The sequence below is a fragment of the Lichenibacterium ramalinae genome, assembly GCF_004137085.1.
GTDB classification, from domain to species: Bacteria; Pseudomonadota; Alphaproteobacteria; order Rhizobiales; family Beijerinckiaceae; genus Lichenihabitans; species Lichenihabitans ramalinae.
In genome coordinates this window covers 1-602 of sequence record NZ_QYBC01000072.1, presented here as the reverse complement: position 1 = coordinate 602, position 602 = coordinate 1, and the positions used below count along the sequence as shown (strand labels likewise).

1 protein-coding gene is annotated in these 602 nt (G+C 73.3%); it reads left to right on the top strand.

Annotated features, from left to right (window positions below; all coding sequences use genetic code 11):
* Positions 1-148: 148 nt before the first annotated feature.
* The coding region (locus D3272_RS27060; RefSeq protein WP_245496818.1) for an IolE/MocC family protein at positions 149-602 on the top strand (454 nt) is incomplete at its 3' end.

Here is a 602-nt window from a genome sequence, read left to right as displayed (position 1 = left end):
GTCGCCGTGCCGGAAGTGTCGGTGCGCGACGAGGTCGGGGCGGCGCGCGCGCGCTACGAGGCCCAGCAGCGCCGCCAGCGCTTCGCCGACTGACCCGGCCGCCGAGCCAGACTCCGCCCTCCCCGCCCGAGCCCGAAAGACCCGAACCATGACGATCCGCATCGGCGCCAACCCCATCGGCTGGACCAACGACGACCTCCAGGAGATCGGCGGCGCGACACCGCTGGAGACCTGCCTGGCCGAGGCCCGCCAAGCCGGCATCGAGGGCATGGAGCTCGGCCACAAGTTCCCGCGCGAGCCCGAAGCGCTGAAGGCCGCGCTGGCCCCCTTCGGCCTCGCCTGCGTGGCGGGCTGGCACTCGATCGAGCTGCTGAATCGCTCGGCGCGCGAGGAGTTCGACCTCGCCAAGCCCCACCGCGACCTGCTGCGCGCCATGGGGACGGACGTGTTCATCGTCGCCGAGACGTCGAACTGCATCCACGGCCGGCGCGACGTGCCACTGTCGCGCCGCCCGAAGCTCGCCGGGGGCGACTGGGCCGGCTACGGCGCCAGGATCACCGAACTCGCCGAACTCCTCGCCGCCGAGGGCCTACGCCTGTGCT